The sequence below is a fragment of the Metabacillus lacus genome (genome assembly GCF_009674805.1).
GTDB lineage: Bacteria > Bacillota > Bacilli > Bacillales > Bacillaceae > Metabacillus_C > Metabacillus_C lacus.
Genome location: NZ_WKKI01000002.1, coordinates 226,464 through 248,742 on the forward strand (window position 1 = coordinate 226,464; position 22,279 = coordinate 248,742).

Genomic DNA, 22,279 nt, shown 5'->3' on the forward strand with positions numbered 1-22,279 from the left:
TTTGTTTCCCATGGAACAAGATTGTTCGTCACACACTGTCATTGTTCAGTGTTTTTTGCGGCAGGTAAAATGAGAAGGTAGTTCCTTCTTCCAGTTTACTGTGTACATGAATGGTTCCGCCGTGTGCTTCGACAATATTTTTGGCAATCGCAAGCCCGAGTCCTGTTCCCGATCTGCCTCTCGTTCTCGCTTTATCAGCTTTATAAAATCGTTCAAATACAAAAGGAAGGTCTTCTTCCTGAATTCCGGAACCTGAGTCCCTCACATCTGTTTTCAACCCGCTATCTGAACCTGAAATCGCGATCGCAACTGATCCGCCTGAATCAGTATGCCTGATTGCATTGTCCACCAAATTGGTCAGCACCTGCTCAATTTTATCAGGGTCCAGAACAAAAACAGAGTTTTTGAGTTGAATTTCACTAATTAAATCTATGCCTTTCTCTCTGGCCAGCCCCTGAAATTTCCTATTTATTCTTTCAATAAAATCAGGTACAGAAGTTTCCTCATAATTCAAGCTGATGTGCCCGGCTTCCATTCTCGCGAGATCCAGAAGATCGTTAACAAGACGGCCCATTCTGAGAGATTCATCATATATGACCTGAGATATCTCCCGCCTCTCTTCCTCTGAACTCGCAATATCATCTACAATGGCTTCACTGTAGCCCTGAAGCATGCTAATCGGTGTACGAAGTTCATGGCTCACATTTGCGATAAAGTCCTTCCGAAGCTTATCGAGCCGCCTCTCTTCAGTCATATCTCTCAGGACAGCAACAGCTCCCCTTACATAGGACTGGTTGTAGAGAGGGCTCATTAAAATGACCCAGCTCCGTCCTTGAAGCGTGATTTCTATAATTTGCTCCTTCTCAGCGCTGACAACTCTTTGAAACAATTCCAAAGCAAGCGGAGGGAGTTCTTCTTCATCTTCAGTGTTCATTCCCTGCTCATAGTACCATGCCTGCAAAAATCGTTCAGCAGGGGGATTGGATACAAGTATCGTACCATCGATATTCAGCGTAATTACGCCATCCGCCATACTGCTTAAAATGCTGGATAAGTGCTCTTTTTCCTGACTGAGTGCATTAATATGAAATTTCAGCTGCCTGCCCATCTGGTTGAATGCGACGGCAAGCTCCCCGATTTCATCATGCTGCATGATGGGAACTTTTGTGTCAAACTTTCCTCTGGCAAGCTCCTGGGCGGCCTCCCGCATTTTTCTGAGCGGATAGGTAATTCTTGTAGAAAGGAAAAAAGCAAAAAATGTTGTTAACACAAATGCGATTCCTGCGGCCAGAAAGATATAGTTTGTGGTATGCTTTGTTGTTTCATGAACAGCAAGCAAAGACTGCGCAATAAACACAGTCCCTGTCATGCCGCTGACAGTTTCAAAAGGAACCCCGACAACCAGTACTTCACTTTCTTCATTTCCATTCGTTCTAGGCAGGAGCATTCTCTTGCTGGCATTTTGGTCCGAATTCAGTATTGCTGCAAGATCGGGGTCTCTCCTGATTTGCTCCATGGAAATTTGCGGAGAATTTTCAAAATTTTTAGGTGACTGCCAGTACTGGCCATCTTCAACGATGAGTACATTCGTCAATTCATCAACAAGCTCCCAGGCAATAGATCTTCCCTGTTCCTGGTCGCTGTGGTTCTCCAAAATAATTGACACTTTGTTTGCCAGCTGATTTAATTCCTTTTCTGCTACATCAACATGATAATTCTCAATAAACTCCAGCAGGAGCACAGTGAGAACTGCAAGCACAAAAGAGACCAGCAAAAGAATGGTAAACCAAAGCTTTCCTACAACACTTTTCCAAAACATCAGGAATTTCCTACCTCAAATTTATAGCCTACTCCCCAAACTGTTACAATCATTTTAGCAGCCTCAGGAGACACTTTATTCAGCTTCTCTCTTAACCTTTTCACATGAGTATCAACCGTTCTTAAATCACCGAAAAACTCATACTGCCAGACCTCTTTCAGCAGTTTTTCTCTGTCATATACCTTATCAGGCGTTTTGGCAAGAAAATAAAGAAGCTCATACTCCTTCGGTGTCAGGCTGACCTCTGTGCCGTCTGCAGTCACTCGGTGGGCATCATGGTCAATTGACAGATGGGGAAAGACCACAACATTCTTTGAAGCTGTGTCTGTTTTTAAAAACGTTGTCGTCGATGATCGTCTCAACAGAGCTTTAACCCTCAGCACAACCTCGCGCGGACTGAAAGGCTTCACAATATAATCATCTGCTCCTACTTCAAAGCCCTGCACCCTGTTAGCTTCCTCCCCTTTTGCAGTAAGAATAATCACCGGGGTAGCTTTCTTTTCCCGAAGCTGTCTGCATACTTCTATGCCGTCAATTCCCGGCATCATTAAATCGAGCAGAATGAGATCGTAATTGTTCGTCAGAGCCAGCTCCAGGGCTTCATCACCGTTCTCTGCCTCTTCAATTTCATAGTTCTCTCTTTCCAGGTACATTCTTAATAGCCTTCTAATACGTTCCTCATCATCTACCACGAGTATTTTTTCTTTAAAAGTGTTTTCCATAGGTAACTTCCTCCACATCAGCTTTCAGTTAATTATTCAGAAAAAGCCTCCACTAGCTAAGTGAAGGCTGTCCTTTTTTTAAGTGCCTGGTCTTATGCGTAGGAATGCAGACCTGCAATAACCAGATTGACAAAAATCAAATTAAACATAATGATGGCAAATCCTATGACTGCCAGCCAGGCCGACTTCTCCCCATGCCATCCTTTTGACAGCCTGAGGTGAAGATAAGCTGCATAAAACAGCCACGTAATTAAAGCCCATACTTCTTTAGGATCCCAGCCCCAAAATCTTGTCCACGCAATCTGCGCCCAGATCATGGCGAAAATCAGCGCTCCCAACGTAAATACCGGAAAGCCGATTGTAACAGAACGATATCCAATTTCATCAACAAGATCCAGCCTTACATGTCTGACAAGCGGCTGCATGGCAGCGGATATCCTTTTTCTCAGCACCAGTCTTAAAGCTCCGTATAAAACAAGCCCGACTAAAACTGACCATATTACAGTATTTGCTTTTCTTCCTGATATGATAGCAGGAAGTTCTATAAGCGGCTGCATTCTGCCTTCTGTAAGCAGCTGGCTCTCATTAGGACCGAGTATAGCAGGAAGCGTATAAACCATTTCTGCAGACTGATCATTTTTATCTGTCCATTGGTAGACTGCCTGATAGTCCATTGACCGGAATGCAGTTGTGACCAGTATAAAAGCAAGAGTCGCCACCAGAACAAACATGACAAATTCCAGCCAGAATGTTTTTTTTGATTTTTTGCTTTGATCAACACTTTTCAATAAATATAATACCCCTGCAATAAAACTGATGGCAAGCAGTGCCTGTCCAAGCGCAGCCGTCGTTACATGAATATAAAGCCAGCTGCTCTTTAAAGCCGGTATAAGCGGGGATATTTCTGTCGGGAACATGCTTGCGTAGGCAATCAGAAGCAATGCTACCGGAAGAGTAAATAAGCCCAATACCGATGTTTTATAAATAAAATAAATAATGATAAATGCCAATACCAACATCATACCAAAAAATGTAGTGAATTCAAAAAGGTTGCTGACCGGAGCATGTCCGGCTGCAATCCACCTTGTAATAAAATACCCCGTTTGCGCAATGAAACCTGCAATTGTAACGGCGATGGCAGCTTTTGCCCAGTTATTCGGGTTTTTGCGGTCTTTTTTATCCCTGATTGATCCCCCAAAAATAAAAGTCCCAATCAAATAAAGAAAGAAAGCTGCATATAAAAGATTGCTGCTTAATGCGGCCATGTTTCGTCCCTCCCTAATCCTCCAAATCGTTCTCTCTCTGGTCAGCCGGCATATCCAGGGATGTTCCTTCCAGGACAGCTTTGATGTCACTCTTCAGCCCGAACCAGTTTTTATTTGTATGTGCTGCAACAGCAATCCCTTCAGCACTCCTTTTCAGCCAGATCCGACGATGATTCCAGTACATTCCCTGAATCACGCCGATCATAAAGATTGCCCCGCCTATTCCAAGCAGCCAGAGGGTATGATCTTTCCGGACTGTTAAGGCAGTCAGGTTTTTTGTTTCTGCACTTTCAAATTGCATTTTGTATTGATTGTCTCCAGCTGGTTCAATGGTTTGCTGTATCGCTACAAAGCTTGTTTCCCCTTCAGGCTTATCCGGTGCAATCATTTTAAAAACAAAGGCCGGGTTATTCGGCACCCTCGTTTTGGTAGCCGGTTTACCTTCTGCATTAAAATAAAAATCCGGAAGGTAGCTGGAAATTTCAACTGAGTAGCCATTTCCCAGGTCATATGCTTTTTCGGGATCAAGCAAGTCTATTTGCAGGCTTCCAAAACTTTGCTCACTCTCTTTATCTATTAATCTGAAATTCATTGTATTCAGCTCATTTAATTTAAAATCAACCTGATACAAAGCAAAGCTATCAAACTTCAACGGTTCATTCACGCGAATTTCCTTATCTGTCACCTTTTTAAGCTGGGGTGCGGCACCATGTACAATCTCACCGGTTCTCTCGTATAAGGTAACATCAGATTGAAAATTCTTTGCTACTGCTCCTTCACCAACACGTGTAATGGCTTCCTCAAACACAGCATCTTCATTTTCACTTTCATATACCTCATGCAAAAAACGATGATTTGTCAGATAATATAATCCTTCTGTGCCCGGGATTACTGTTGTTTCACCCTCGCGTATCCATAATACTTCATCAATGTACATGTCCGGGAAAAACCTCAGCATGGCTCCAATCAAGAAGATGATGAGCCCTACGTGATTGACATACGGTCCCCATCTGGAAAACCTGCCTTTTTCAGCGAATATGTTTTCTCCCTGTGTCCTTACCTGGTAGCGGCGTTTCTGCAGGGCAGTTTTCACATGATGAAGATCGCCTTCTCCGGCAGCTGGAGTTTCCCCGTATATTCTCTGCCTTCTCATGAAGTTGTCATGGCGGGTAACACCCTGCTTTTTGAGAGCCCTGTACAGAGGGATAACCCGGTCAAGGCTGCAGATAACAAGTGAAATCCCAATCGAAGCGATCAGGATCATATACCACCATGAACCATAAAGATCATGAAAGCCCAGCTGATAATAAAGCTGGCCCAGACTGCCGTACTCATCTTTGTAAAAGGTTCCCGGAGGTACACTTTTCGGTATGTACATTTCCTGCGGAAAAATGGTCCCCAGTGCCGAAGCAGCCAATGTAATCACAATAAGCCAGACACCCACTTTTACGGATGAGAAAAAGTTCCATATTTTATCAACGATCGTTTTGTTGTAAGTCTGCGAGCGCCTGGCGCTTCCGTCATACCTCATATCCAAAAGCTGTTTGCTTTCGGCGGCGTTTTCCCCTTCAACCGGCTTTCCGCAGGACTCACATAAAACTGTGCCGTGCGGATTGATATGACCGCACTCGCATTTTACATCTTTCATGCTGAAATCTCCCTATTTAAGGTTCTATTTGATCCATAAACTCCTGAATCGTTCTCTCTGTAAGCTGGCCTGAATGCACCTTCACGACCTTTCCATCTTTATCTATCAAAAAAGTCGTTGGCAGGGGCTTAACCCCATAAGCATTTAAAACCTGTCTGTCTTTATCAAGCACAATTGGAAAGTTCAGGCCGTATTCATCTGCAAAATTCTGTACTGACAGATTGGATTCTGCGATATTTACAGCCAGCACCTCCACCCCTTTTTGCCGATAATGCTGATATTGATTTTCCATATATGGCATTTCACGTTTGCATGGTTCACACCATGTACCCCAGAAATTAAGGAATACTCCTTTTCCGCGGTAATCCGAAAGCTGATGGGTGTTCCCGTTCAAATCAGTTAACAAAAAGTCCGGTGCTGTACCCCCAGCCTTCACAATTTCTTTATTGGTAAAAAAGTTTGTATATAATGTGTATCCGATTGCCAGCGCAAGCACCAGGAGTATAGCTGACCGTATCATAAGTCTGTTCTTTTTCATTCCTTGCTCCCCTAAAAAAGAATACATTCTTCGTCATTATATCATTAAGAGGACATGCCGAATTTTGATTTTATGAAGTTTATGTGAAACTTAGAAAGCGCTTTTTCCATGCTCAGCCATCGCTCTCAGCTGCTTCACTTCATGAGGCGTCAGTTCCCTCGAGTCTCCGGGATTCAAGCCTTTCAAATCCAGCGTTGCATATCTTTCGCGCTTCAGTTTCATGACGGGATGTCCAATTGCTTCAAACATCCTTCTGACTTGCCGGTTTCTACCCTCATGTATGGTAATTTCGACGATGCTTGTTCCTTTTTTCTTATCAACAGATGCCACCTTAACCCTGGCAGGCGCTGTTTTTCCATCCTCTAATTCTATGCCGCGCTCAAGCTTTTTTAAATTTTCCCTGAACGGCGCACCTTTCACTTTAGCCACATATGTTTTGTCCATTTGGTATTTTGGATGCATCAGTAAATTTGCAAAGCCGCCGTCATTTGTCAGCAAAATCAGCCCTGTTGTATCATAGTCCAGCCTTCCCACAGGATAAATTCTCTGCTTTACATGCGGTAGGAAATCAGTTACAACTTTACGGTCCTTATCATCCTTCGCTGCGGAAATAACACCGCGTGGTTTATATAGTAAATAGTAAACAGGCTCCTCTCTCTCTAAAGGCACACCATTTACTTCAACCGAATCATTGTCAGTCACTTTCAAACCGAGCTCTGTTACAGTTTTCCCATTCACTTTTACCTTACCTTCAGCAATTAATTCCTCTGCTTTTCTTCTTGATGCTACACCTGCGTGCGCAATTACCTTCTGTAAACGTTCCATGTTCAATTCACCTCGTTAACAATCTTACTTCTTTCAGCACCTTTAGACAAGCTGGTAAGTGAATAAGCCCTTTTTTTAAACATTCTTATGCTCAATCACACAACAAAACCTTACTCCTGACACATGATTCTTAGTGTGTGGAGTAAGGCCCTTCTTTATTTAGGATTCTGTATGACAAGTACAGACATTTGCAAAAAGTGTTCAAGAAAAAAGAATCGTAACAATCACAATTGAAGCAATAATTCCGATCAAATCCGCTAGAAGACCCACCTTCAGAGCGTCGCCCATTTTTTTAATGCCCACGGCACCAAAGTAGACTGTTAAAATATAGAGTGTTGTATCTGTGCTCCCCTGCATCACGGAAGCGAGCCGCCCAAGAAAAGAGTCAGGGCCGTGCGCAGCAATCAGATCTGTTGTCATGCCAAGAGCAGCTGTTCCGGATATGGGCCTGATAAAAGCCAAAGGAACGATTTCTGAGGGAACCCCCGCCATCTGCAATACCGGGCGGAGCAACTCTACGAGAAACCCTAAAGCACCTGACGCCCTGAAAATGGATATAGCAACCAGCATTCCGACAAGGTAAGGAATAATGGAAAAAGCAATTGTAATCCCTTCTTTGCCTCCTTCAACAAAGGCTTCATAAGCAGGAATTTTTTTCCACGTCCCGTATATTAAAATGAATGCAATGATTGCCGGTATCATCCATAGAGATAGTAAACTCATGATTTGAAGCATTCCATCACCCTTTAGACTTTCTTCTGTAATAAAAATAGCGGTCAACAAGCACAGCTCCGATGGTTGCTATAAGAGATGCCAGAATTGTGGGTCCTACTATCTCTGTGGATGATTGCGATCCGTATGTCATTCGGATTGCGATAACCGTAGTGGGTATCAAAGTAATGCTTGATGTATTAATGGCCAAAAAAGTAATCATTGAGCGGCTTGCAGACTCAGCGTTTCCATTCAGCTTTTTCATCTGCTCCATCGCTTTAATGCCAAGGGGAGTAGCTGCATTTCCAAGCCCGAACATGTTGGCCATCATATTGGACAGAATATACCCCATTGCGGGGTGGCTGGGAGGGATGTCAGGAAAAAGTCTTCTCACCACAGGTTTGAACAACAGCCCGAGCTTTTCCAGCAATCCTGCTGATTCTGCGATTTTCATCAGGCCGAGCCAGAATACCAAAACGCTGATCAAACCTATCGAAATGGTGACTGCATCTTTTGCTCCTTTAAAAATCGCCTCATTTACAGCATCTATTGTACCGTTGAAAAGTGCGAATATCAGCCCGGCCACTGTGAGGAAAACCCATATGAGATTAACCATGTGCATCTGCGCCTATTGAGGAATAGAAAATCCGCTGAAATGTCTCCCAAAAGCCAGCCTCATCCGGCGCTCTTGACTTGCCCTTTTTAAAAAACAAAGGCACAGATTCAATTTCTTCATCCTTTAACTTGACAGAAAGCTTGCCGACAACCCCGGGAAAGGACCGTTCTCTCTCCCATCTTTTGTCCGGCTCCAAAAATTCATAGTTGATTGAAATCTCTTTTATTTCTTTCTGAGTAAGCGGATAAGTAATGCTGCGGCTGATAAAGACCTGTTTGTTATAATAAGAATCAGTCAGACCACTGATGGTTCCCTTCTTTTTCACTTCATACATATCGTAATGTTCAAATGCTTCATTGAACATGCCGATATGATCATTCCAATCATCAGGATCATCAATGGTCACCGCTATTAAATTCATATCGCCCTTAGTGGCAGTGGAGACAAGTGTCCTTTTTGCTCTTTTCGTATAGCCAGTTTTTCCTCCGGTCGAGTACTCATATAATCCTGTCAGCAGCTTGTTTTTGTTTTTCCATACTCTGTCCCAGTCAGCATTGGGATTGGGCGCTCTATGAACTTTAGTGGAAGCTATTTCCCTGTACTGCGGCAAGTGCATGGCATATTTGCAAAGCAATGCCATATCATATGCACTCGAGAAATGATTTTCATGGTCATCCAGACCGTGCGGATTGGCAAATTCGGTATTCTTCATGCCTATTTCAGCCGCTTTTTGATTCATCATGTAAACAAATCCTTCAAGGCTGCCTCCGACATGCTCGGCAATGGCAACCGCAGAGTCATTGCCTGATCGGAGCATCAGTCCATAGACCAAATCCTGAAGCTTTATTTTTTCACCTTCCTGAAGGTAGATAGCAGATCCTTCAGCCTGGAGGGCGCGTGCACTGACTGTCGCGTACGTGTCCATTTTGCCGGATTCTATCGCTAACACCGCAGTCATAATTTTAGTTATGCTGGCGATTCTCCTTTTTGTATGCTCATCCTTGGCATAAAGCACTCTTCCTGTTTCCTGTTCAATTAAAATAGCACTTCTGGCGCTGACAGCTTCAGCAATTGGAGAATGTATAGTTAATCCGGTAAGAAGGATGGAAGATATGACGATGAAGAGGAGTCCTTTTTTCAAAAGTTGTAACATGAAATGTCCACGCCCTTTTCAGATGATTTGTACAAGTTTATGCGCTTGTAAGAATCATATGACTGGTAATAGACGATGACCTCTTTGTGGACGCAATAAAAAAAGCAGCCGCAATGGCTGCACCTGAAGTGTTTTTATTTTGTATGAATCATTTTTGTGCGGTAATCTGTTTCATAATATTCCAACTCTTCCCGAATAGACTGAAACTTGCCTTCAAGGTTTGTAATCAGCTCTATAATTGATTGGGGAACAGTTCCTCTGAACTTGATGGAATTTTTGCCTGTATAAGCAGATCGGCTGTCTTCAAACCAAACGTCGTTCCTTGGATTAAAAAACTCTTCAATGCACTGGTGGAAAATTTTATAAAGCACTTTTTCTGCAGCTGATTTTCTAAACGGATCTGAGTTCAGCACGACATCACATGCTTCCCTGCCTTCCTCGCAAAAAACAGCAAGCCTTCTAAAGTTGCTTAGCAAATCTCTAAAGTACTCTCTTTCTCCGCTTGTCTCTTCCAGGAGTGATGTAATGGTGGTCTCGTTTAGAAAGTGTTCAAGTTCACTTAGTGCGCCCTTAAGAAAGTCCCTTACCTGCTCCGTCTGTACTTTAACTATTACATTTCCCATCTTGACACGCTCCTTTTTGGCGGCTCAGTCCTCTTTTTTTATCATATGACGGCTTTCCAATAATAGATTTCTTTTTTCAATTTCTTTTTGAATAGGATTGTATCAGCTGCAAGCTATATAGACTCTCCGATATCATGACGAAAAATCTCCAGGCCTGAAGAAATTTCTCTTCATCCATTGCTGCTGTACAGATACCTGCTTTTAGAGTAAATAATAGAGTGTTTAAGAAGGATTTGGGCTCCTCTATTATCAGTTTATCATATTATGAAAATATTTAGAAATCATCAAACATCTTCTAGGCTTTCCTGAAATCTTTCGAAAAATAAATCTGCTTCTTCCTGTCCATCATTATCCTCACCTTCAGACAGAGGCGGAAGTTCATCAAGGTTTTTCAGCCCAAAATGCTCTAAAAACTCTCTTGTTGTTCCATATAGTATGGGTCTGCCAGTCCCCTCCGCCCGTCCGACTTCCTTAATGAGGATTCTGCCGGTAAGAGTCTGAAGAGGCCTTTCTGACTTAACGCCCCTGATTTCCTCTATTTCCACTCTCGTAATAGGCTGCTTGTACGCTACAATTGCAAGAGTTTCCAGCGCTGCCTGGGAAAGCGCGCTGCCGGTATTGCTTTCCACAAGCTTTTGCAAATAAATGGCATGATCCCTCTTGGTAATCAGCTGAAAAATGTCCGCAGTTTCCTTTATGCATATCCCTCTATCAGCATGCTTATAATCATAGCTCAGCTCTCCTATAACCGCTTGTATGTCTGCCTCTTCAAGCTCGAGAACTTTTGCAAGCTGTTTGACCGAGAGCCCATCTTCTCCTGCAGCAAATAAGAGAGCCTCCACGATCCCTTTCCAGTGCTCAATCTTCAACTCCATCCACTAAATCTCTCCCTACAATATAGATATCCGAAAAATTATCTTCCTGTTCAATCTTGATGGTATTGTTTTTCATTAGCTCTAATATAGCCAGGAATGAAACAACAAGGTATTCCTTGTTATCTTGAGGAAACAAGTCTGAAAACTGACATCTTCCTTTTAAAGTCTGCAGGTCACGGATGATTTCTTCCATTCTTTTTTCAATGGGTATCTCCTGTCTGGTTATCCTGGTTTGAAGCGGTTTTTGAAGCTTCTTCCTTCGCAGAACTTTCTGAAATGCCCCAAGCATGTCGTACAGTGTTACATTCAAAGGCTGTTCTGCAGCAGGAATTTCTGCGAATTTGCTGCTGTCGAGCGGAGGTCTTGTGTAACTTAAAGAACTCTCTTCTTCCAGAGCAAGCAGGTCTTTTGCTGCATCTTTGTACTTGCGGTATTCGATCAGTTTTCTCATCAGCTCTTCCCTTGGATCCTCTTCTTCAGCGTACTCAAAGTCTTCCAAAAGTTCTTCCTCCTGTTTTGGAAGGAGCATGCCGCTTTTAATAGAAAGAAGGGTTGCAGCCATGACAAGATATTCAGATGCTACGTCAAGCTGCAGCACCTGCATAGTATGTATATAAGACATGTATTGATCGGTAATTTCAGACACCGGTATATCATAAATGTCTATTTCCAGTCTGTTAATTAGATGAAGGAGCAGATCCAGAGGTCCTTCAAAAGCGTCTAGTTTTACTTCATATTTCACTTTTATCCCACCATCATACCTTTTAGCCCATAAATCGCTAACCCTAAGTATAGAACAATCTTATCCTATGTCCAATAGTTATTTTTACCGGCATGCAAATAAGAGCAATGAACGCTGCAAGGCAGTTAGTAATTTTCCGATTTATGTAAATGCATAGTGCTCGTATCAGCTGCGTTTAACCAAAAGAACACAAATAGAAATACATTAAAAAGTTGTCTGGTTTTGCGCTGCACATCAAGCGAGTACAGGGTTTTATTTTTTAAGCAGCCACTCAGTGTGGTAAGATAAATACCATGATACAGTTATAAAGGAGGCAGTTATGTATCCTGAACCATACGTTACATATTTGGTGCACTTTCATGGTGACCGTGATTATTTTGAATGTCATGAAGTACTGGAAGAATATTGGAAGGAAGATCCTTCGGGTGGAAGAAAGAGTTATCTGGTTGGCTTGATTCAGATTGCAGTCGGCCTTTACCATTATAGAAGGGGAAACAGCAGCGGCGCCACCAGGATGCTTGCTAATGCCATCCGTATTCTCAGCCGGGAAAAAGATGCTGTCAGCAGTCTGGGGCTTGAAGAAGAGAAGTTGTTCAGCCTGTTAAAGGAAACGCTCAAAAATATTCAGGATGGGCTGCCCTACAAGAGCATTGATTTGCCAATTAATGATCCCGCTCTTCTTCATCTCTGCAGGGAAGAAGCGGAGAGAAAGCACATTCACTGGGGGACAGCGAGTGATATAGAGAACTCCTTTCTTATTAACAAGCACAGTTTGCGAAACAGAAGCAGCGTGATAGAGGAGCGCGAAAAACAGCTGAAGAAAAAAAGAGAGAGCAGAGGACTTTAACCTCTGCTCTCAACTATTCCTTGAAGGGCTCGCCTTCTTCTGAACAATGCTCAATAAATGCTTCAGTATGCTTGGACGGAATAAACGACTTGCCCTTGTTTTGTTCCTTTAACGCCAGGACCATCTTTTTTCCAACACCCTGATGACGGTGGGAAGGATTTACACTAATATGCTGTATTTCAATGGTTTCTTCGTCAATATGCAGGACTCCAATTGCACCAATAATATCTTCTTCGTGTTTCCACAAATATAACTGGCGTCCTTTATCCTCCTCATAGCTCTTCATCGTCTGCTGGAGATGCTTCAAATCTTTTTCTGTAGGCATAAAGGAAAGCAGGCCCATAGCAATTTTTTCGAAACTTTTTTTATAGCGAATTAACATAAATACCCCTCATTAACGAAATGAACCTTCAGTAAAGAAAGACGGATCAGCTAAAGCCATGTTCAATCGTCCTTGATTTGATGTTTCTGTTGGTAAGCAAATAACATTCTTCCACAATTATTATAAACATTTTTCAGCTGTTTTTAAACTGTTTTGGAAAATTTACTGAAGGGCTTTCAGAAGATTAGCCATCTCTATTGCAGAAACTGCCGCTTCCCAGCCTTTGTTTCCTGCTTTCGTGCCGGATCTTTCAATAGCCTGTTCGATATTTTCTGTCGTTACAATACCAAAGATAACAGGCACTCCTGTAGACAGTGATGCAGCTGAAATTCCTTTGGCAGCTTCATTGCAGACATAATCATAATGAGTAGTAGATCCCCTGATTACTGTTCCGAGGGTAACGACAGCATCGTACTTGCCTGATTCAGCCAGTTTTTTTGCAATCAGCGGGATTTCGAATGCTCCCGGCACCCAAATAACATCAATATCTCCTTCTGCAGCTCCATGCCTTATCAAAGCATCTTGAGCTCCTCCAAGCAGCTTGCTTGTGATAAATTCATTAAATCTTGATACAACAATAGCGGTACGCAATCCAGATGCAACTAAGTTTCCTTCAATTGTGTTCATAACGACACTCCTTCTTTTTATTAAAATTGCAAATAATGGCCGAGCTTTTCCTGTTTTGTTTTCAAATATTTTTCATTATCCTTTTTCACCTTTGTGGTGATTGGAAGCCTTTCTACTATGGACAGACCATACCCTTCCAGCCCTGCTAACTTTCTGGGGTTGTTAGTGAGCAGCCTGATCTCTGAGATACCAAGATCTTTTAATATTTGTGCACCGATTCCATATTCACGAAGATCTGCACCGAATCCGAGCGATTCATTCGCCTGCACGGTGTCCAATCCTTCTTCTTGAAGCTTGTAGGCCTTCAGTTTATTAATCAGGCCTATTCCTCTGCCTTCCTGTTTTAAATAAAGCAGGACGCCGCTTCCTTCTTTTTCAATGATGTTAAGAGCAGCGGAAAGCTGAGGCCCGCAGTCACAGCGGTGCGATCCAAAAACGTCTCCTGTCAAGCATTCGGAGTGCACTCTGACCAGCGTTGGCTTGGCAGGATCAATATTGCCTTTTACAATTGCAATATGCTCTTTTCCATCTAAGCGGCTGATATAACCAACAGCACGAAAATCTCCAAAATCAGTCGGAAGCTTTATTTCTACCTCCCTGCTGATCAGCTTGTCAGTTGCATTTCTGTAAGTGATTAAGTCTTTAATTGTAATCAGACTTAATCCATATTCTTCGGACAGTACTTTAAGGTCCGGCACTCTTGCCATGGTGCCGTCTTCTTTTACAATTTCACAAATTACACCCACAGGCTTCGCTCCTGCCAGCACCGCTAAATCTACAGCTGCTTCCGTGTGGCCCGCTCTTTTAAGAACGCCGCCTTCTTTTGCAATGAGAGGAAAAACATGGCCCGGCCTCTTAAAATCTCCTGCAACAGCATTGTCATCTACTAAAGCTCTTATCGTATCAGCCCTCTCAAAAGCACTGATTCCAGTTTTGGTTGTTTTGTAATCAACGCTGACAGTAAAGGCCGTTCCATGCGGGTCAGTATTTTTATCCACCATTGGCGACAAACTCAGCTTTTCTGCAAGCTCAGCAGTAATTGGCGTACATACTAAGCCTCTGCCGTGCTTAATCATGAAGTTGATCATTTCAGGCGTGATATTTTCGCCAAGAGCTATAAAGTCACCCTCATTTTCACGGTCTTCATCGTCAACCACTATCACAGGTTTACCGTTTTTTAAGTCTTCAATTGCCTGCTCTATTGAATGAAACATGACTTTTCCTCCTTTTAATATCCATGCTCCTCAAGGAATCCCCGTGTGATCATCGGTTTTGTTTGGGAGCTCTGGTCCGTGCTCATCATTTTTTGAATATACTTTCCAATCATGTCACACTCTATGTTCACCAGATCTCCCTTCCCCTTGACACCCAGCACCGTTTCCGAAAGGGTATGAGGAATAATGGATATTGAGATTCTGCCTGGCTCCAGACCGAATATCGTCAAGCTGATCCCATCAACTGCCACAGATCCTTTTAAAATACAGGCATCAGTCAGTTTGTCAGGAACTTCAATTTCAAACAGCACTGCGTTTGCATTCTGCTGTTTGGACACTATTCTTCCTGTCCCATCAATATGGCCTGTCACAAAGTGGCCTCCAAACCGGCCGTTGGCTGCCATTGCCCTTTCCAGGTTAACCGAAGAACCTGCTTTTGCATCGGTCAAGGATGTCGCTTTCAGGGTTTCCGGCATCACATCTACTATAAATGTTTTGTCAGTGTAGCCCGTTACGGTCAGGCAGACTCCATTGACTGATATGCTGTCACCAAGATGAACATCCTCCAGGATTTTGTGCGCTGAAATCGTCAGAATTTGTTCTTTTGCATTTCCCTGGATGGATGAAATTCTTCCCACCTCTTCAATAATTCCTGTAAACATGTACTCTCACTCCCTTCCCGGAAGAGCTGTTATTTTCAAATCTTTTCCCATCATCACCGGCTCTTTGAACAGAAGATTTTTTGCGTCAGATAACAGGCTCAGCCCTTCCCCGCCTACCGAGGAAGGAGCAGCAGCGCCTCCTATCAGCATCGGTGCTATGTAAAAAACTGCTTCCTGAAAAACTCCTTCTCTAACAAAACTTCCATGCACAGTTCCGCCCCCTTCTACAAATAAAGAGGTAATGTTTCTCTCTCCCAAAAGTTTGAGCACTGTTTTCATATTGAATTGGGGCGTTTCCAGCTTGATGATGGAAACATGGGTGTTCTGCTGCAGAAGCTTGATCTTCTCCTCAGGCGCACCGCTGCCGGTTATAATCCATGTTTGTGAATCAGGTTCCGTCACAAGTTTCGCAGAGGCAGGTGTTTTCAGTTTTGTATCAAGGACGATTCTGACCGGCTGCTTAACCGGATTGCTCCTCCTGGATGTTAACTGAGGATCATCGGCAATTACGGTGTTCACCCCTACCAAAATGGCATCGTGCAGTTCCCGGAGACGGTGAACATCTTCCCTGGCCTCTTTTCCCGTAATCCATTTGCTTTCGCCAGCTGCTGTTGCCGTTTTTCCATCCAAAGTAGAAGCGGCCTTTAATGTGACATAAGGCGTTTTGTTTACAACAAAATGAAAAAAGAATTTATTCAATTCAGCTGCTTTCTCTTTGAGTAAACCAGTTTCCACCTCAACGCCCGCATCTTTTAGAATACTGATTCCATTTCCTGCCACGAGCGGATTAGGATCAAGGATCGCTACAACTACTTTCTGTATCCCTGCTCTAGCAACAGCATGTGCACAAGGAGGAGTCTTTCCAAAATGGCTGCAGGGTTCCAGCGTCACATATAGAGTTGCGCCTCTTGCTTTTTCTCCGGCCATTGAAATGGCATGCACCTCGGCATGAGGTTCACCTGCTTTTAGGTGAGCCCCAAACCCGACAATTTCTCCATCATTGACAAGCACTGCTCCCACCATTGGATTTGGAGCTGTCTGGCCGCTTGCCTGCGTTGCGAGCTGAAGAGCAAACTCCATATATTTTAAGTCCTCCAAGTTTCAATCCCTCCTCCCAAAAAAAATCAATACAAAAAGCCCCGGATTGTTATACCGGAGCGCAGCAGATGATCACTTTTATTCATAGCAAACTAGAGTGTAACCTTCAGATTTTTTTCTGAAGCAACACCCTGCTTTCATATCATGTGATCCTTCTCCCATCCAGACTATACTGTCGGCTTCAGAGTTTCACTGAATCCACCGCTCGCTGTAAGCTTGCGGGTCACGGACTAAGGAGCGTTGCGCTCCATCACCGCCGGTTGGGAATTTCACCCTGCCCCGAAGGAATCTCAAACTATTCAGTTTTCCTTGCTGTACAGTTTACATTGTAAGTGCAAACTACACAACAAATAACCAGTAAATCAATCCCCAGCCTAATGAAATCAAAAGGATGAGAAAAAACAGCCCATAATTAGCTCTTTTCAAGATTGTAACACCTCTTTATTCATTTAGCTAATGAAAAACTCGCCTCTCGGCGAGCTTTCTGCACTTTCAACTATTCAGCATCCCACACTTTTACTTCTTTCATCACATCGCCATTTTTCATTTTCAATACTGAATCCAGTCCTTCAGTTACTTTTCCGAAAACAGTATGAACACCATTTAAATGCGCCTGAGGCTCGTGCACGATGAAGAACTGGCTTCCGCCTGTATCTTTTCCGGCATGCGCCATAGACAATGAGCCCGCCTCATGCTTATGAGGGTTGCCTTCTGTTTCACATTTAATGGAATAGCCAGGTCCGCCTGCACCAGTCCCAGTAGGGTCTCCCCCTTGTGATACAAAGCCCGGGATAACTCGGTGAAATGATACTCCGTTGTAGAACCCTTCATTTGCCAGCTTCTCAAAGTTCTCAACAGTGTTAGGTGCTTCGTTTGCAAACAGATCAATAAAAATATTTTCGCCGTTTTCCATTGTAATTTGTGCTTTTTTCATATGTATGAAACCTCCATTGTATTTTTTGCGTCTAATAATCAGAACGTATTCATTCTACTATATTCTGATAGAGAATTCCAAGCGGCTGAAGTCTCTATTTAAAAAAAGTGGTATTGAGCGTTCTGAAAAGTCTATAATGAAGGTGTTGCATGACACCTTGCAACTAGCGAAAGGGAGGATTACATTGAAAAAAGCAATATTGGCCTTAGCAGCTGCACTGACCCTGGCATTTCCTCAGGCAGGCTTTGCAGACGCAGCACCAGGCGACGTGATTATTACATTGGGAGAGAATCTGAAGGAGAATGAAAAAAACAGCATTCTTTCTGAAATGGGTAATCCTGAAAATCCACTTATCATTACGGTGTCAAATAGTGAAGAACATAAATATTTAGGAAATTACGTTCCAAAAGCGACAATCGGTACAAGAGCTATTTCTTCATCCAAAATTACGATCGAGAAACAGGGATCAGGCCTTGAAGTAAGCACTAAGAATATTGATTGGGTATCTGACGAGATGTACCTTAACGCCCTCATGACAGCAGGCGTGAAAGATGCCACAATTTTGGTCACAGCACCTTTCGCCGTTTCCGGAACAGCAGGTTTGACTGGGTTGCTAAAAGCATATGAAGTCTCCTCTGACGAAGCAATACCTGAGGAAGTAAAGCAGGTAGCAAATGAAGAGCTTGTTAAAACAGCTGAACTCGGCGATGAAGTTGGACAGGAAAATGCCTCTGCTTTAATGGCAAAAATCAAAGAAGAAATTTCTAAAAATGGAATACCGCAAACAGAAGATGAATTCCGTCAATTAATTGAAAGAGCAGCAGCTGATTTAGGGATTACACTAACAGAAGAGCAGATAAACAGTTTGATTGCATTGTTTAATAGAATGAAAGACGCAAACATTGACTGGAACTCTGTTGGACAGCAGCTGGACAAAGCAAGAGATCAAATATCAAATTACCTTAAAACTGAAGAGGGACAGGGTTTTCTTCAATCACTGAGAGAATTTTTTGCGGCTCTCTGGAATGCGATAGTATCTTTCTTCAGATAAGAAAAGCAGAAGCACCTATTTTGATATTTCATTCTTATACAAAAAGCACAGACATAGTAACTGTGCTGCAAACTGTAAATAAACTCGGTGTACATCGTGTTTGTTTACAGTTTTTTTAGTTGGTGCTGAAATGAGTTGTTGATACTCCACTGTCTTTATCATTGATCAAAATAACTATGGATTTGCAATTATATTACCGTTTTAAACTATTAACAGTCCCCTTATTTGCCCTCATGTATAATTAATACTTACCCCGGCATCAGCGGGGATGGTTTGTGCCTTGCCGGATTTATTTATCACTGGATAAATACCTTACAAAAAAAGCCCCGCAGAGAGTTTCTCTCTTCGGAGCTTTCCTGTGTGGGACGAGGAATGAGCTGACTGTCCCGGTCAATGACTATGTTGTCTTTTATAATAGTTAACACCAATAAAGAAGCTGCCAATTATACCGAGCAAGTAAGGTATCACTGACATACCTGCTATTAGGGCGGATGAAGTTTCTTCGTAAATGCTAATACTTAAGTATTTAGTTTCAAACAAATGTCCTATCAGTAAAAGGAAGCTGCTTATAATTATAAATGATGCTAAACCAACTAGTACCGTTTTTAACAATTTTCCCCTCCCCTTTCAACTGTTACACATGATAAATAATACCATGTATTTCTCTCCAATTTATCTCATCATCATTTTAACATAAAGTAATATATTACCATAAATACTCTTATGAATCTGTTTTCATTATGGTAATTATAGGATCAGGATTAGTGTATGTCGAGCTAATCAAAGACTCTCTGGAGGGAACAGACGTGAAAAGAAGAACTAGAAATCCAGTTATGGTGATTGTTTGTTTGGTACTGTTTGGATTGGTGGCATATTTTTCTTATACAATTCTTATTCCTAATACTGCAAAAGAAGAACAACTGGAAGGTTTTCAAAAGAAAAGGCTCTGTTAAAGTTTGTTGTTGATATTTGCTTAAAACGAACAAGTGTTCTGTGATGAAGTCATCAAACAAAAGCAGGTGACGACTGTGAGAACAACCGAAATCCTTAAAGCCATTCAAAAACTTAATCCAGCGGAAAAGCATCGGTTACGAGAATATTTAATCGATGCTCTTACTGCATCATCGTCAACAGGAACGGTACTGGAAGAAATCTCGGAACGAAAGCATAAGGAAGGTTATCGTTGAATCCTGATTGCGAGTCAGAACATATTGTGCGTTTTGGAAAATACCCTATTATCGCGGATGGTGAAGAAGTAAAGAAGCAACGATACCGTTGTAAGGCTTGTCGAAGGACGTTTACCGACCTCACCAATACAGCATTATATCGAACTCGTCATCTTAATCGTTGGATGAAGTTCATAGAATGTATGATAGAAGGGTATTCGCTTCGTAAATCGGCGGAGTTGATTGGAGGCGTTACTCACGTCACATTATTTTATTGGCGTCATAAGCTCCTCGCGGCATTAAAACGAATGGAAATCTCAGAATTCCAAGGTATCGTTGAAATGGACGAGACCTATTTTCTGTACTCTGAAAAAGGACAAAGAAAGATAAAAAATAGAAAGTCTCGCAAACGGGGCGGTTCCGCAAAGAAACGCGGCATAAGCAATGAACAGGTATGTGTCCTGGTCGCAAGAGACCGTGAGAAGGTGACATTCTCCCAAACGTTAGGAATGGGACGATTAACAAAAGAGCAATTAGATAAAGCCATCGGGAATAAACTTTCCAACGAGAATGTGTTATGTACCGATGCTTGGCGTGCCTTTAAAACCTATGCTACTGAAAAGAACATATCCATTTATCAGTTCAAGTCTGATGGTAAAATTCGCACAAAGGGGCTTTATCACATCCAAAACGTCAACAACTACCACCGACGACTGAAAGGTTGGATACAACGCTTTAACGGTGTCGCGACCAAGTATCTGAACAATTATCTTGCGTGGTTTCAAGTGTTAGAGGGCATCCATCATCAGCGAAACGAAGTTACAATGAAAGATATGATAATTAAAGGGAATTTAATTCCAAATATAGAAACATATGATACACTTAGATTATCTAAATTTACTCTATAAAGGCTGTTTCTTTATTCAACTAACGGGGAGTTTAGCTTAACAAGCAACCGAAGGAGGAGTTTTTTTTGGAATTTTTTACTGAGAGATTAACAATTAGGATGTATCGGAGTGAAGACTTGCAAGATGTATTCCATATTTACAATAACGAGGATACATGTAAATATCTCTTGCATGATAAATGGACATATGAAAATATGCAGGAAAAATTCAATAAAAAGTTAGAAAACAGTGTACTCACAAAAGATACAACTTTAAGTTTGGCTGTAGTAAACCAAACTCAAGTAATAGGTGATTTATCTGTGTGGTATACAGATATGAAAGATACTGTTGAAATTGGCTATAGCTTTTCTGACAAATTCGCAGGAAGGGGTTACGCATCAGAAGCAGTTGGTGGTTTAGTCAGGAAGTTATTTGATGAGTTTAATGTCCATCGTATACAAGCCAACCTTGATGCAAGAAATAAATCATCACAAAAATTGTGTGAACGTATAGGGATGAGAAAAGAAGCACATTTCATTCAGGATTTTTGGATTAAGGGTGAATGGACAGATAGCATTATATATGGAATGCTGCTTTCGGACTTAGGCTAAAGCTGCAATACCTTGGAAAGACCCCCCATGTGGTTGAAGTAGTTAAATAGCTATTAAAAATAGGTCGAAGCTAAAGCAACAGAAGGTTTATAGACTGCTTTTGAACACTATTGCCAGTGACCAGTGACATACGAAGAAAGAGTAAACTCATTCAAAGAGCACTTTAAAATTAAGTTCATCCAAGAAATTGTGAAGTAATACACTTAAACAAACGGGTAGCGTTAGTTGAAGAAGACAATAAAACCAAACTACACTCCCAGTTTTATGGGAGTGCAGTTTTTTTATATAAATATCAACATTGAACTTTAACAGAGCCAAAGAAAAAGGCTGATGCCGTAAACCTGCCCCTGAAGAAGCAGCAAAAGAATTTAAACTGAATATGTCAGAAAGTGCTGTTCAATCAGCTATTTATGCTTTATCACATCAAAAGGTGGCAGCTCAGGATAAATGGTCACACCTGCTAATTACACCTGAAAGGATTTCCAGATTAATTGAAGTCGTGGAGCATAATAAAGACAACTTTCAACACACCAATTTATATTTGGATATTTTATATTCTTGGCGAGATGGAGATTACAGCAACAGTGTAAAAGCGCACAATGATATATGGGCATTGCAGTCAGGTACTATAGGCATAGCCACTTCATTGCTCACACCTGAAGAAGAACAACAGTACATAGAACAACATTTTGAGTGAGGCCGCCTTTGTCGGTTTTTTTACAACTAATACTAAGATGATGCAGTTGTTCGGCAGCACATAGAAACATACAAAGCAATATGGTTAAGCATCTCTTTCAATAAATTTTCAGCTATATTACCGTATTTTTAACTATTTGCACTCCTGTACAACACAAATTCTTCATTACTTATCCCGGCATCCGCGGCGATGGTTTATCCGCCGTTTATATCTAAGTTTAAGAGGCGGTTTACATATCCGTCATGGCTGTATTCTATGATTGAACCATTGTACAGGATTACCTGGTCAGCTAATCGAGTTTCCGGTGCTTCCATAGGTATAATTATTCGCTCAACACCGGTGTGCCGTGCTGCCGACCAAGGGTAAATTGTTCAACCAGGCCAGGCAGTTGTATGGGAAGAATGCCCCGGCTACGTTTCTGGCAATTACATGTAAATACATTTCGTTGTTCGCCATAGTCGAAGCGGCAGGTGCCTTTGTGGATTTATTTATCACTGGATAAATACCTTACAAAAAAAGCCCCGCAGAGAGTTTCTCTCTTCGGAGCTTTCCTGTGTGGGACGAGG

General features: G+C 42.1%; 23 protein-coding genes, 1 pseudogene and 1 riboswitch. Of the genes and pseudogenes, 6 read left to right on the top strand and 18 right to left on the bottom strand.

Annotated elements, in window-relative coordinates:
• Positions 1-28 precede the first annotated feature (28 nt).
• The 12 genes from GJU40_RS02550 to GJU40_RS02605 all read right to left on the bottom strand — a co-directional run bounded on the left by GJU40_RS02550 (position 29) and on the right by GJU40_RS02605 (position 11,537).
• The gene (locus GJU40_RS02550; RefSeq protein ID WP_246188256.1) at positions 29-1,822 is read right to left on the bottom strand and encodes an ATP-binding protein; all 1,794 of its coding nucleotides are present in this window, start codon (positions 1,820-1,822) and stop codon (positions 29-31) included.
• Positions 1,819-2,541 (bottom strand): response regulator transcription factor, encoded by a 723-nt coding sequence (locus GJU40_RS02555; protein ID WP_154306165.1) that lies wholly within the window; start codon positions 2,539-2,541, stop codon positions 1,819-1,821. The genes GJU40_RS02550 and GJU40_RS02555 overlap by 4 nt, the downstream gene beginning before the upstream one ends.
• Before the next feature lie 92 nt (positions 2,542-2,633).
• Positions 2,634-3,806 (bottom strand): c-type cytochrome biogenesis protein CcsB, encoded by a 1,173-nt coding sequence (gene ccsB, locus GJU40_RS02560; RefSeq protein ID WP_154306166.1) that lies wholly within the window; start codon positions 3,804-3,806, stop codon positions 2,634-2,636.
• Between the two features lie 13 nt (positions 3,807-3,819).
• Positions 3,820-5,454, bottom strand: coding sequence for a cytochrome c biogenesis protein ResB (resB, locus tag GJU40_RS02565; protein WP_154306167.1), 1,635 nt, complete (start codon positions 5,452-5,454; stop codon positions 3,820-3,822).
• Between the two features lie 16 nt (positions 5,455-5,470).
• Positions 5,471-5,992: a thiol-disulfide oxidoreductase ResA gene (gene resA / locus GJU40_RS02570; RefSeq protein ID WP_154306168.1), complete on the bottom strand. Its 522-nt coding sequence runs from the start codon at positions 5,990-5,992 to the stop codon at positions 5,471-5,473.
• Positions 5,993-6,082: 90 nt separating this feature from the next.
• Positions 6,083-6,817 (bottom strand): 23S rRNA pseudouridine(2605) synthase RluB, encoded by a 735-nt coding sequence (gene rluB, locus GJU40_RS02575; protein WP_154306169.1) that lies wholly within the window; start codon positions 6,815-6,817, stop codon positions 6,083-6,085.
• A gap of 201 nt (positions 6,818-7,018) precedes the next feature.
• On the bottom strand, positions 7,019-7,540 hold the full coding sequence (locus GJU40_RS02580; protein ID WP_425481187.1) for a spore maturation protein: 522 nt from the start codon (positions 7,538-7,540) through the stop codon (positions 7,019-7,021).
• Positions 7,541-7,556: 16 nt separating this feature from the next.
• Complete coding sequence (locus GJU40_RS02585; protein ID WP_154306170.1) at positions 7,557-8,144, bottom strand: nucleoside recognition domain-containing protein; 588 nt, start codon at positions 8,142-8,144, stop codon at positions 7,557-7,559.
• The gene (locus GJU40_RS02590; protein ID WP_154306171.1) at positions 8,137-9,297 is read right to left on the bottom strand and encodes a D-alanyl-D-alanine carboxypeptidase family protein; all 1,161 of its coding nucleotides are present in this window, start codon (positions 9,295-9,297) and stop codon (positions 8,137-8,139) included. The genes GJU40_RS02585 and GJU40_RS02590 overlap by 8 nt, the downstream gene beginning before the upstream one ends.
• 134 nt (positions 9,298-9,431) lie before the next feature.
• Positions 9,432-9,920, bottom strand: a complete 489-nt coding sequence (locus GJU40_RS02595) for a YpuI family protein (protein WP_154306172.1) — start codon at positions 9,918-9,920, stop codon at positions 9,432-9,434.
• 284 nt (positions 9,921-10,204) lie between these two features.
• Positions 10,205-10,795, bottom strand: a complete 591-nt coding sequence (gene scpB, locus GJU40_RS02600) for an SMC-Scp complex subunit ScpB (protein ID WP_154306173.1) — start codon at positions 10,793-10,795, stop codon at positions 10,205-10,207.
• A complete protein-coding gene (locus GJU40_RS02605) occupies positions 10,779-11,537 on the bottom strand; it encodes a segregation/condensation protein A (protein WP_343031346.1) in 759 nt (252 codons plus the stop codon). Before GJU40_RS02605 ends, scpB begins: the two co-directional genes overlap by 17 nt.
• 319 nt (positions 11,538-11,856) lie before the next feature.
• On the opposite strand from GJU40_RS02605, the gene GJU40_RS02610 reads away from it, so the two are divergent.
• The gene (locus GJU40_RS02610; RefSeq protein WP_154306174.1) at positions 11,857-12,384 is read left to right on the top strand and encodes a DUF309 domain-containing protein; all 528 of its coding nucleotides are present in this window, start codon (positions 11,857-11,859) and stop codon (positions 12,382-12,384) included.
• Between the two features lie 13 nt (positions 12,385-12,397).
• On the opposite strand, the gene GJU40_RS02615 is transcribed toward GJU40_RS02610, so the two are convergent.
• From GJU40_RS02615 to GJU40_RS02640, 6 genes are all read right to left on the bottom strand, one after another.
• Positions 12,398-12,766, bottom strand: a complete 369-nt coding sequence (locus GJU40_RS02615; protein ID WP_154306175.1) for a GNAT family N-acetyltransferase — start codon at positions 12,764-12,766, stop codon at positions 12,398-12,400.
• A gap of 162 nt (positions 12,767-12,928) precedes the next feature.
• A complete protein-coding gene (gene ribH, locus GJU40_RS02620; RefSeq protein WP_154306176.1) occupies positions 12,929-13,393 on the bottom strand; it encodes a 6,7-dimethyl-8-ribityllumazine synthase in 465 nt (154 codons plus the stop codon).
• A gap of 20 nt (positions 13,394-13,413) precedes the next feature.
• Positions 13,414-14,607 carry a bifunctional 3,4-dihydroxy-2-butanone-4-phosphate synthase/GTP cyclohydrolase II gene (locus GJU40_RS02625; protein ID WP_154306177.1) on the bottom strand — a complete coding sequence of 398 codons (1,194 nt, stop codon included), beginning with the start codon at positions 14,605-14,607 and terminating at the stop codon, positions 13,414-13,416.
• A 14-nt stretch (positions 14,608-14,621) separates the two neighbouring features.
• Entirely contained in the window at positions 14,622-15,269 is a 648-nt protein-coding gene (ribE, locus tag GJU40_RS02630) for a riboflavin synthase (protein ID WP_154306178.1), read from the bottom strand.
• A gap of 6 nt (positions 15,270-15,275) precedes the next feature.
• Complete coding sequence (gene ribD / locus GJU40_RS02635; protein WP_170289307.1) at positions 15,276-16,367, bottom strand: bifunctional diaminohydroxyphosphoribosylaminopyrimidine deaminase/5-amino-6-(5-phosphoribosylamino)uracil reductase RibD; 1,092 nt, start codon at positions 16,365-16,367, stop codon at positions 15,276-15,278.
• 146 nt (positions 16,368-16,513) lie between these two features.
• Positions 16,514-16,658: riboswitch (FMN riboswitch) on the bottom strand.
• Between the two features lie 205 nt (positions 16,659-16,863).
• On the bottom strand, positions 16,864-17,301 hold the full coding sequence (locus GJU40_RS02640; protein ID WP_154306179.1) for a peptidylprolyl isomerase: 438 nt from the start codon (positions 17,299-17,301) through the stop codon (positions 16,864-16,866).
• 184 nt (positions 17,302-17,485) lie between these two features.
• On the opposite strand from GJU40_RS02640, the gene GJU40_RS02645 reads away from it, so the two are divergent.
• From GJU40_RS02645 to GJU40_RS02665, 5 genes and pseudogenes are all read left to right on the top strand, one after another.
• The gene (locus GJU40_RS02645) at positions 17,486-18,352 is read left to right on the top strand and encodes a DUF1002 domain-containing protein (protein WP_425481186.1); all 867 of its coding nucleotides are present in this window, start codon (positions 17,486-17,488) and stop codon (positions 18,350-18,352) included.
• A gap of 806 nt (positions 18,353-19,158) precedes the next feature.
• Positions 19,159-19,305: a hypothetical protein gene (locus tag GJU40_RS02650; RefSeq protein ID WP_154306181.1), complete on the top strand. Its 147-nt coding sequence runs from the start codon at positions 19,159-19,161 to the stop codon at positions 19,303-19,305.
• Between the two features lie 75 nt (positions 19,306-19,380).
• Positions 19,381-20,426: pseudogene (locus GJU40_RS02655) on the top strand (IS1595 family transposase).
• A gap of 65 nt (positions 20,427-20,491) precedes the next feature.
• Entirely contained in the window at positions 20,492-21,016 is a 525-nt protein-coding gene (locus GJU40_RS02660) for a GNAT family N-acetyltransferase (protein WP_154306182.1), read from the top strand.
• A 379-nt stretch (positions 21,017-21,395) separates the two neighbouring features.
• Positions 21,396-21,713, top strand: a complete 318-nt coding sequence (locus tag GJU40_RS02665; RefSeq protein WP_154306183.1) for a DUF6241 domain-containing protein — start codon at positions 21,396-21,398, stop codon at positions 21,711-21,713.
• Positions 21,714-22,279 lie beyond the last annotated feature (566 nt).